Raw genomic sequence first — 10,096 nt, 5'->3', positions numbered from 1 at the left:
TCTCGATGGCATGGCGACCTGGATGCGGGTTCAAGCCCAGGAGGAGATGTTTCATGGTATGAAGATCTATGATTTTGTCAATGAGCGGGGAGGGCGGGCAGTTATGCAGGCGATTGATCAGCCTCCGGCAGAATGGGTATCGGCGCTAGCCGTATTCGAAAATGCTTTGGCCCATGAGCAGAAAGTAACCAGTCTCATTAATAATCTGGTTGATCTCTCTATGGCAGAACGTGATCATGCTACGACAATCTTTTTGCAGTGGTTTGTCACTGAGCAGGTCGAAGAAGAGGCAACTGCCACCGGCGTTGTGAATAAACTGAAGATGGTTGGCCATGACGCCAGCAGTCTCTTTGCGCTGGATCAAGAGTTGGGCCAGCGGATATTCACCCTTCCAGCCGAAGCCGCCAACTAGAAGACTAGCACGATGGGATGATGGATAGTGCGGCTTAGGCTTTAAGGAAGAATCACCCTACAAATTTTGGCACGTATGTTTTTAGCGCCGGTTCAGAAATGGCCGGCACTTTTTTTATCTGGTGTTGGCTTCAAATGCTGATCAGCGGGACGGGGCGCGACGAGGATACTAAGGATAACGGAGAGAGTGGAGAGAATGGCAATTACAGAAATCAAGGACAAGGTGTACTGGGTTGGAGCAGTTGATTGGGATATCCGGGATTTCCACGGGTACTCGACCTATAAGGGGACGACGTATAATGCCTTTTTGGTCATGGATGAAAAAATTACCCTCTTTGACACGGTAAAGTCGAATTACTACGAAGAGTTGCTCTATCATATCAGTGAACTTACCGATCCCACCAAGATTGATTATATCGTGGTTAATCATGTGGAGATGGATCATTCCGGCTCTCTGCCCAAAATTATAGATCTCGTCAAGCCGGAAAAGGTGTTTTGTTCGCCGATGGGTGAGAAGGCCATTAAGGACCATTTTCACCGTGATGATTGGCCGTTGGTTGTTGTTAAGTCCGGTGACAGTATCAGCCTTGGTAAAAAGACCGTTACCTTTTTGGAAACAAAAATGCTGCATTGGCCAGACAGCATGTTCTCTTATATCCCAGAGGATAAGTTGCTCATTTCCAGTGATGCCTTTGGTCAGCATTTAGCCAGCACCGAGCGATTCGCCGATGAGTTGCCCATCGGTGAAGTCATGTGCCATGCGGCAAAGTATTATGCCAATATCTTGAATTTGTTTGCTCCGAATATTCAGAAACTCCTGGCCCAGGTGGCGGAGTTGGGACTTGAGATTGACATGATCGCTCCAGATCATGGAGTAATCTGGCGGAACAACCCAGGGCATATTTTGGCAGCGTATGATCGGTGGAGTAAGCGCGAGACGGTGCCCAAGGCGTTGGTGATTTATGACTCCATGTGGCATAGCACGGCTAAGATGGCGAAGGCCATCGGCGGCGCTATCAGCCGGGAGGGGGTGACGGTTAAGTTGATGAATCTTGCGGTCAACCATCGTAGCGACGTGATGACCGAGGTTCTTGATTGTAGAGCTCTGGTGTTTGGTTCGCCAACCTTGAATAATGGTTATTTGCCGCGGATGGGCGATTTCTTGACGTACCTCAAAGGGTTGCGGCCTAAGGGTAAGGTCGGTGCTGCTTTTGGTTCATACGGGTGGAGTGGTGAAGCGGTCAAGCAGATGAATGAGGCCATGGAGGCGATGGAGATTACCCTGGTTGATCCCGGCATCAAGGTCAAGAATGTACCGACTGATGATGACTTTACCAAGTGTAAGGAGCTAGGGGTTAAAATCGCCGCCGCAGTCAAGGCGATGGACTGACAGTGCCTCCCCAGGGAATCAGGGCATTGAGTCGCCAGGTCAGTGACTGGCTCAAGGGTCCGTCACTTGAGTCTGCGTTGGCTGACCTGGCCTCGATCCCTCCAGATAAGGCGTTGAAGCCGCTCTTCTCCTGTCTCTGTAGTTGTGATCCCGAGATAAAATGGCGGGCGGTGTCGGCCATGGGTCGAACCGTGGCAGCCCTCGCTGATCATGAGATGGAAGACGCCAGGGTGGTTATGCGTCGCTTTATGTGGATGCTTAACGATGAGTCTGGCGGTATCGGTTGGGGGGTGCCTGAGGCTATGGCCGAGGTACTCTCCTGCCATGCCGGACTGGCTGGGGAGTACACCCATATCCTCGTCTCTTTTATGAGGGAGGATGGATTTTATCTGGAACTTGAAGCCCTGCAACGAGGCTTGATTTGGGGGGTGGCCCGCTTGGCCGGGGCCGCCCCCGACCTGCTTCGGTCCAAGGACGCAGTGCGTTACCTTCTGCCCTATCTGGTGACTGTTGATCCTACCATCCAAGGCCTGACCTGTCTTGCCTTGGGTCGGTTGGGGGACCGGCAGTCTCTATCGTACCTCCCCCCCTTCTTTGAAGACCCACGGACTCTTGCCATCTATCAGAATGGTGAATTTATCGAAACGACCGTTGGTGAACTTGCCCGGCAGGCGGATGCTTTGCTTATAAGGGTCGACGACTGAGGTGTTCTCCTTTGGTGCTGATTACAGTGACTTTTACGGGAATCGTTGATCCGGATACTTGAACCGCTTTTTTGACAATAGCCGCCATGCCTTGACAGCAGGGGACTTCCATGATGGCGACCAGTAGAGATTTGATTCCGCTGTGCGTCAAAATTTCAGTGATTTTTTGAACATAGGCTTCGCCGTCATCGAATTTTGGGCATCCCATCATTACAACTCTGTTGGATAGCAGGTCCTGGTGAAACCCGGCATAGGCAATGGGGACGCAGTCGGCCGCGATCAGGAGATCGGCATTGGTTAGAAAGGGTGCGGTTGGTGGAACCAGACGGATCTGCACCGGCCAGTGACTTAAGGCCGAGGCCCCGGCGGACTGGAGGCTGACAGGGCGGTTCGCCGTTTGGCACGGGGTGTGTTGGTCTAAATTATGTGGCTTCGCAGGGTCGTGCATCTGCACGGTGGCAGATGGGCACCCGTGTGCATGGGTCGGTTTTTCTCCTTGGGCCTTTTGCTGCCTGAGTAGTTCCTGGACCGCCTCTTCGTCAAAATCGACGGCTTCGCGTTCAATAATCTGCAAAGCCCCAGTCGGGCATCCCTTCAAACAGGCCCCGAGACCGTCACAGTATTTGTCAGCAACGAGCCGGGCCTTGCCATCAATGATGCGCAGGGCGCTTTCAGCGCAATCGACGATACATTGTCCGCAACCGTTGCATAGATTCTCGTCAATCTCAATAATTTTTCGTCGTACTTGCATGGGGCTCTCTCCTTCTTACTGTGACAGGTAATGTGGTCGTGTATGGGCCCAGGGGTATCCCCGCCCTCTTTATGTTATGATGCCTTGCTGATGGCCGCAAGGATCGACTCTGCCTCGTGTCGGCCATTGACCGTTTTGAAGGCGCTGATCATTTCCTGAGCGTGTCCAATGGTGGATTGTGCCTCAGCACTTTGGGCGAGTCCTTCGAGGCGCCATGCGTCATGGAGGACTCGCGTGTTGGTCGATGTGTCGGTTTCGCTGTCATTACCCATTGTCTTGATCAGGGTGCAGACCTCGTTGATGAGTCCTTCGTTTGCTTGTAATTCGGTGAGCAGGCTAAGTGTCTTGGTGGTCTCTCTGTGGCCTGTTCCAGAGACAGGGCCGTCGAGTTCAGCAAGGAGCGCCGCGATGGTGACAGCGGCCTTGTTGGCTTCTTCGCTTTTGGCCAGGGTTCCAGCATAACGAGCAGTCCGACTGGCTCGTCCTATTTTGGCAAAGTCCTCCCCGTATTGACGTTTCATCGAGAGGGCCACTCGGTCAATCAGCAGGTCCTGTTTTTGGGCCAGCATCTCGGGTGAAAGCCCGCCGAGGCATTGCTCTGCAAAGGGACAGTAAGAGGCGCAGCCAAAATCAATCCGAGGATTTACCAGTTCATGACCGCACTGTCGGCACCGGCGTTTGCTGTCGTCTTTGAAAAATTCGACAACTCCGCCGCATTTTGGGCAGTGGCTTTCGAAAATCGCTTCGCCATCCCAGTATCGACTGTCTTGTCCAGGGCATTGCATAGTAGCACCTCCTAGGTAGGTATGATTAAGGAGATCAAGATGAAGGGGCGTGCGGTAAAGATTGTAATGATGGCGCTCCCGCACGCCTTTTATTTTTCAGCATAAAGAACGTCTTCTCGAATTTATGGCCCGCACACACGATGGTGGACGAGACCATAAATTCGTTTTTTTATCACGTGCCAAGGATGGCTTTCAGGTCATCGGCCGGGGTGGTGATCGGTTTGATTTTAAAGGTCTTGATCAGGACGTCCAAGACATTGGGGGTGACAAATGCCGGCAGAGTCGGTCCCAGACGGATATCTTGAATTCCCAAATGGAACAAGGTCAGGAGGATGGCCACAGCCTTTTGCTCATACCAGGAAAGCACCATGGACAGAGGCAGATCGTTGACCCCGCAATTAAAGGCCCCAGCCAAGGCGCTGGCAATCTGGATTGCAGAGTATGCATCGTTACACTGGCCGATATCAAGTAGTCTGGGGATGCCCCCAATGTCGCCAAGCTGCTGATCAAAGAATCGGAATTTGCCGCATGCCAGGGTCAGGACCATACAGTCGGTCGGCACTTGCTCAACGAATTCAGTGTAGTAATTGCGGCCAGGTTTGGCTCCATCACAGCCGGCAACCAGGAAGAAGTGCCGTATGGCCTTGCCCTTGACGGCGTCGATAACTTTGTCTGCCACCGAGAGCACGGTATTACGGGCGAATCCGACCATCACCGAGCCCTTGTCGGTGTCGGCAGCGAAACCAGGCATAGATAAGGCCTTGTTGATGGCAGGGGTGAAGTCGTTGTTGGTAATATGAGCGACGCCAGGCCAAGCGACCAGACCGCTGGTAAAGATATTGCCGCAGTAAGAGTCTTTTGGCTTTTGGATGCAGTTGGTGGTCATGACAATGGCGCCGGGAAACTCGGCAAACTCCTTGCCCTGGTTCTGCCACGCCGTACCGTAGTGGCCATGCAAATGGCTGAATTTTTTTAGTTCCGGATAGCCGTGACAGGGCAGCATCTCACCATGGGTGTAGACATTGATCCCCTTGCCCTCGGTCTGTTTCAGGATTTCTGCTAAGTCTTTCAGGTCGTGACCGGAGACTAAGATAGCTTTACCTGTTTTGGCTCCCAGAGGCACTTGAGTTGGCACCGGATGGCCGAAGGTTCCGGTATTGCCGGCATCCAATAACTCCATGGCCCGAAGATTGATCTCTCCGCACTTCAAGACCAGTCCTACCCATTGATCCATGGGGATGTCATGGCGCAGGATAGCTGCCAAGGCTTCGTGGATGAAGGCAAAAACCGCATCGTCTTCCTGTCCGAGAATTTTGGCGTGATCGGTATAAGCGGCTACTCCCTTGAGCCCGTAAAGCAAAATTTGCTTCAAGGACAGAATGTCGGGGTTCTCAGTGGTGTCAGCGGCAGGGGTGACGCCTTCGCCCTGGGCAACCAGACCGGCCATGTCCGCAGCCGGGGTGAAATTGGCAGCGGCCTCGCTGAAAGTTTTTCCGCCAAGACGAGTGCGCAAACCCTCTCGCAACTCAACGGCTTTTTTGATCAGGGTGACCAGTCGTTCGGGATCGAAGTTGACGTTGGTCAGGGTTGAAAAAACGGCCTCGCAGGTGAAAAGATTTACCGTTGGATCGATGATGCCTTGTTGCCGTGCGGCATGGGCATACAGGCTTAAGCCTTGGGTCGCATGGATCAGCAGGTCTTGTAGGTCGGAAACTTGAGCGTCTTTTCCGCAGACGCCGATTGTTGAGCAAGCGATTCCTTTGGCGGTTTGTTCACACTGGTTGCAATACATGGGGTGGTTCCTCCTTTGGTGGTTGATGGTGAGTAGGCTCCTTGTTCCTTTATGGTTTGATTATAGCAGAACAGTGAGGGGGAAACGTTGACTTAAGTCAAGGGTGAAAAAAAAGGCGCTGTATTGTTGTCATTCTCGTTAATAGGGGATCTTATCTGCTAATGCCTGCCAGGCAGCAAAGGCGGGCAGCGTATCCTGTCGCATAATCTGGACCATCGGAATTGCCCTGGCCGTAGGAGGTTTATTGATCTCCTGATAGATATGATTGTCGGCAAAGCCAATCGCCTCGGCATCTTCACGGGTTGCAGCATAAGTGATTTTTTCGATGCCTGCCCAATAGAGTGCGGCCAAGCACATTGGGCAGGGTTCGCAGTTGACGAAGATCTCGCAGCCGTCGAGACGAAATTGACCCAAATGCTGGCACGCTTTGCGGATGGCGTCAATTTCGGCGTGGGCGGTGGGATCAAGAGATGATGTGACCTGATTGAAGCCACGGGCGATGATGGAGCCGTTCTTGACGATAACGGCTCCGAAGGGGCCGCCGTGGCCTTCCTGCATCATGGTGAGCGCCAGGTTAATTGCCTCGCGCATGAAGGTGTTGTCCGACATTGACATGGAGATAGGAGGAGTTAGGGTTTTTATTTCGATTACTTCATGGCCATGGTATAAAAACAACAAATCCAAGGGGTGAAGGCCCTTGGAGGAAGGACTCACGCGGACGACAAAAACTAATGTGGAGCGGTATGGAATACTTTCTGGTCATTGCAGGATATCTGATTGGTTCAATCCCTTTTGGCTTGGTTCTGGGGAAGTGTTTAGGTATTGATGTTCGCTCAGCAGGAAGCGGTAACATTGGGGCAACCAACGTTAACCGCCTGTTGGGCAAGAAGATGGGCGCCATTACCCTGTTGGCGGATGCCGGCAAGGCGGTGCTGCCGATGCTGGCGGCAGCCAAGATTCTCGGTAATGCGCCCTCTGTTCAGTTCTGGGTGGCGGCGACTGGCGGTGCGGCCTTCCTTGGTCATTTATACCCTCTCTATCTGAAATTCAAGGGCGGAAAAGGGGTGGCTACGGCGCTGGGGATCTTTTTTTATCTTCAACCGTTGGCAGTGGCGTTATGTATTGTAGTCTTTGTCGCTGTGGTCCGGGTTTGGGGGTATGTTTCGCTGGGCTCTTTGATCGCTGCCGCCCTGATGCCGATCCTGGTCTTTCTTTTTGAAGGGTCGGGGCATAAGGTGTATCTGGCCGCCTTAGTGGCCGGTCTGATCTGGCTTAAGCATACCGAGAACATCAGGCGCCTTGTAAATCATGAGGAGAATAGTATTCGGAAAAAAATCACCCTCGTTAAAGACGAACCAGCAGAGAAACTATGACAGAGAAGTGGCAAAGGATTGTGGCTGCCAAAACACTCCTGGGGTTAGGTGATCAGGCTAGCATGCGAGAAATCAAGGAGGCGTACCGGAAGTGTGCTAAAGAAGTTCATCCTGACTTGGCCGTGCCTGGGAAGCCTGTGACTCCGATGCAGGAGATAAATGCCGCCTACGCTGTACTGCTCGAGTACTGCCTGAACCGTCGTCTCCCCTTGTTGCCACCGGAGAGCGGTGATGAGGCCATGGATCCCGAGGACTGGTGGTTCGACCGTTTTGGTGAAGATCCACTTTGGGGTCGCACCCGGTCCTAGTGGCGAGACTGGCCAATCCTTACGGGTTTTAAGGATGATGATCTCGCAAAAAGTCACGGGATGGCTAAGCAAAAGGGCCGATATACAAGGTGCAGTGTGCTTTTGCGAATGAGGCCACACATATGGTGTGCCGAATGAACAAAAGTGCGCTGCTACGCAGTAGATCGGGCTTTTTGCGACGCCATCAAGGATTATAGAAGTTCAGGTTTAGTGGTGATGGTGGCTTTTTGACGCAAGGTATCAAGCCAGGCGGTTACCAAATCATTTTTTCTCTCTGCTGCGAGGTTGGTCTCCAGTTCCTCTTTCTTTTCTGCAAATAACGTTTGGTCCGGCTCTTGGCTGCTGTTGTAAGCGACAACATAGAATGTGCTGTTATCTTCCGCTACTTTGTCGAGAACCGAGTTGTTCTCAGAAAGGATGAGTGCCTCTTGGGCAATCTGTTGGGGAAGCGTGTTTGCTTCGCTGTAGCTTGCCCGCGAGATGAACGGTGTGCTTTGGAGGTCGAGGCCAAGTTTCTTGGCTTCTTCAGCCAGGGTATTTCCCGACTTGACCGTGGCGAGCAGGGACTCTGCCGCTTCCTTAGCCAGTTTGGTTGATTCTGAAGCGATGAAGTCGGCTTCGACCTTATCGCGAACAGTGGTCAGTTCTTGTTGGCTGGGAGTGATTTTATCGTCTACCAGGATGATAGCGAACCCTTTTCCTGTATCAATAATCGAACTCAGTTCTCCCTTGTTCAGGGTAAAGGCGGAGTTCACCAGTTCTGGGACGTCTTGCAGTTCCTTGGGCGGCTTGGCTTGGGGGAACGGCTCAGTGGTGGTGATTGTGATTTTGCTGTCTGCGCCTTGGTCTTCAACGAATTTTGCCAGACTGCCGACCATGATGATCTGTTCGTATGCGTCATTTGCCCCTTGGAACGCCTTGTTTTTTGCCTCTTCCCCGGCAAGCTGCTCGGTGATGGCGGACTTGACCTCCTCCAACGTTTGGCGCTTTTCCGGTTCGATTGTTTCCATCTTGATTAGATGCAGGCCGAAGTTGGTCTCCACCACCTCACTGACCTGTCCTTCCTTTAAAGCATAGACCGCATCTTCAAAAGGTTTAACCATCTGGCCGCGGCCAAAAAGGCCGAGGTCTCCACCCTGTGCGGCCGTCCCATCTTCTGAGTACTTCTTCGCCAAATCAGCAAAACTCTCGCCAGCCTTGAGTTTTGCGGCAACGTCGTCGATCCTCTTGCGCGCGGCTTCTTTTGTTTCGGCAGGGTCGGTGGTATTTGTCTTGATCAAGATGTGTCGGGCCCGGCGCCGTTCCGGGATGGAGTACCTGTCGCTGTTAGCCTGATAAAATTGGGCGATCTGGTCGTCTGAGGGAGCGGCAGACTCTTTGAAGTCGGCAACGGGAAAGAGAATATATTTGATTTTGACTAGAGGGTCGCTCATGTACTGAGCTTTATGTTCATCGTAGAAAGCAGTAATGGTGGCGTCGGTCTTTTCAACTTTATCCTGGTAACTGTCTGCTTTGAGCGCAACGTAATCGAGCTTGATGTCATGGTACTGGTAGTTGAAGATATCCTTCAGCGCTATTGGAGAGATATGGCCGAAGCGGCCTAGGTGGTCAAGGACTTTGGTCGCGAGTAGGTCGTAACGCATGCTCTGTTCAAATTGCGATATCGTCATTCTTGATCCGGTCAGGATCTCTTCGTAACGTTTAACGTCGAAAATTCCATTGATTTTAAAGGCTTCCATCTCCTTGATGGCGTTCTGAAGCTCCTGGTCACTGATATAGATGCCCATTTTCACGGCGCCTTGGCGGAGAAGGGTGGATTGAACCAGTTTATCAACAACTTGTTGCTTGATGTTGAGCTGGTCGAGCAGGCCGCTTGGGATTGAGCCACCAAACTGATCGCGGAGACTGTTTACTGTCTGTTCATACTGCTTCTGGTAGTCTCTGACCGAGATGGTCTCGTCGTTGACGGTGGCGACGGCGTTAAGTGTGGCATTATTGTCGTTGGTGCCGACCCCCCAGAAGATGAAAACCAGGATGATGATGACAATGGTGACTTGGAGGGTGGGTGATTGCGCCTTTCTGCGAAACAGACCGAGCATGGGTGCATCCTTATTATAGAGTGTAGTGGGTTGGCTAATATGCCACAGTGTTAAGAAATCCTGAAAAGTGTCTTAACCTACGATGTTTGTTAGGGCCAGTCAATAAAATAATGGCTGAAAAAGGCCCTGGCGATGGGTTGCCGGAGCTATTTTTATCTTGCGCCTGCGTTTGGAGTGAGCGTGCCGCTGAGCGGTCTGTCGTATTGCAGCGGGATATGGATTCCCATGGCTTGTCTGATGCTGAAAGCTGGTAACTGCTCAGGTTGTCGGCTTACGGTTGACAGTTGACGGTGATTGGGTCCTGCCAATGGCTGAGAACACACTGACATTGAGTATCATGCGATGATTTAGGGACTCGGAAATTACCAATTTACCTGGATCGCGCCCGGATCTGGGTCAGATTTGGTTGCACCGATTGAACAAAACCGCAGGCGTAGCAGCGCTACGTCGAGGATTTTGTGATTGAGGTGCGACCAAAGATGG

At 52.1% G+C, this 10,096-nt stretch carries 9 protein-coding genes and 1 pseudogene; 5 read left to right on the top strand and 5 right to left on the bottom strand.

Annotated features, from left to right (window positions below):
• The 3 genes from FP815_04860 to FP815_04850 form a co-directional block, all read left to right on the top strand.
• A partial coding sequence (locus FP815_04860) for a ferritin (protein ID MBA3014267.1) occupies positions 1 to 412 on the top strand: 412 nt, incomplete at its 5' end.
• 195 nt (positions 413 to 607) lie between these two features.
• Positions 608 to 1,801 carry an FprA family A-type flavoprotein gene (locus FP815_04855; protein MBA3014266.1) on the top strand — a complete coding sequence of 398 codons (1,194 nt, stop codon included), beginning with the start codon at positions 608 to 610 and terminating at the stop codon, positions 1,799 to 1,801.
• A 2-nt stretch (positions 1,802 to 1,803) separates the two neighbouring features.
• Positions 1,804 to 2,505 carry a HEAT repeat domain-containing protein gene (locus FP815_04850; protein MBA3014265.1) on the top strand — a complete coding sequence of 234 codons (702 nt, stop codon included), beginning with the start codon at positions 1,804 to 1,806 and terminating at the stop codon, positions 2,503 to 2,505.
• On the opposite strand, the gene FP815_04845 is transcribed toward FP815_04850, so the two are convergent.
• From FP815_04845 to FP815_04830, 4 genes and pseudogenes are all read right to left on the bottom strand, one after another.
• The gene (locus FP815_04845) at positions 2,486 to 3,256 is read right to left on the bottom strand and encodes a 4Fe-4S ferredoxin (GenBank protein ID MBA3014264.1); all 771 of its coding nucleotides are present in this window, start codon (positions 3,254 to 3,256) and stop codon (positions 2,486 to 2,488) included. The genes FP815_04850 and FP815_04845 overlap by 20 nt on opposite strands.
• A 209-nt stretch (positions 3,257 to 3,465) precedes the next feature.
• Positions 3,466 to 4,041: pseudogene (locus FP815_04840) on the bottom strand (phosphohydrolase).
• A gap of 172 nt (positions 4,042 to 4,213) precedes the next feature.
• Entirely contained in the window at positions 4,214 to 5,833 is a 1,620-nt protein-coding gene (gene hcp, locus FP815_04835) for a hydroxylamine reductase (protein ID MBA3014263.1), read from the bottom strand.
• A 138-nt stretch (positions 5,834 to 5,971) separates the two neighbouring features.
• Positions 5,972 to 6,448, bottom strand: a complete 477-nt coding sequence (locus tag FP815_04830; protein ID MBA3014262.1) for a nucleoside deaminase — start codon at positions 6,446 to 6,448, stop codon at positions 5,972 to 5,974.
• 116 nt (positions 6,449 to 6,564) lie between these two features.
• Between FP815_04830 and plsY the strand changes: the two genes are divergently transcribed.
• A complete protein-coding gene (gene plsY, locus FP815_04825; GenBank protein ID MBA3014261.1) occupies positions 6,565 to 7,206 on the top strand; it encodes a glycerol-3-phosphate 1-O-acyltransferase PlsY in 642 nt (213 codons plus the stop codon).
• A complete protein-coding gene (locus FP815_04820; GenBank protein MBA3014260.1) occupies positions 7,203 to 7,514 on the top strand; it encodes a J domain-containing protein in 312 nt (103 codons plus the stop codon). Before plsY ends, FP815_04820 begins: the two co-directional genes overlap by 4 nt.
• 191 nt (positions 7,515 to 7,705) lie before the next feature.
• Here FP815_04820 and FP815_04815 read toward each other — a convergent pair whose 3' ends face one another.
• Positions 7,706 to 9,613, bottom strand: coding sequence for a hypothetical protein (locus FP815_04815; GenBank protein MBA3014259.1), 1,908 nt, complete (start codon positions 9,611 to 9,613; stop codon positions 7,706 to 7,708).
• Positions 9,614 to 10,096: the final 483 nt, after the last annotated feature.

Source organism: Desulfobulbaceae bacterium (genome assembly GCA_013792005.1).
Lineage (GTDB): Bacteria > Desulfobacterota > Desulfobulbia > Desulfobulbales > VMSU01 > VMSU01.
This window is presented reverse-complemented; position numbering and strand designations above follow the sequence as displayed.

Bases quoted from the DNA above. Each gene is read 5' to 3' on its own strand.
- hcp (MBA3014263.1), bottom strand. From the start codon at position 5,833: ATGTATTGCAACCAGTGTGAACAAACCGCCAAAGGAATCGCTTGCTCA.
- plsY (MBA3014261.1), top strand. From the start codon at position 6,565: ATGTGGAGCGGTATGGAATACTTTCTGGTCATTGCAGGATATCTGATT.
- FP815_04820 (MBA3014260.1), top strand. From the start codon at position 7,203: ATGACAGAGAAGTGGCAAAGGATTGTGGCTGCCAAAACACTCCTGGGG.
- FP815_04830 (MBA3014262.1), bottom strand. From the start codon at position 6,448: ATGTCAATGTCGGACAACACCTTCATGCGCGAGGCAATTAACCTGGCG.
- FP815_04855 (MBA3014266.1), top strand. From the start codon at position 608: ATGGCAATTACAGAAATCAAGGACAAGGTGTACTGGGTTGGAGCAGTT.
- FP815_04815 (MBA3014259.1), bottom strand. From the start codon at position 9,613: ATGCTCGGTCTGTTTCGCAGAAAGGCGCAATCACCCACCCTCCAAGTC.
- FP815_04845 (MBA3014264.1), bottom strand. From the start codon at position 3,256: ATGCAAGTACGACGAAAAATTATTGAGATTGACGAGAATCTATGCAAC.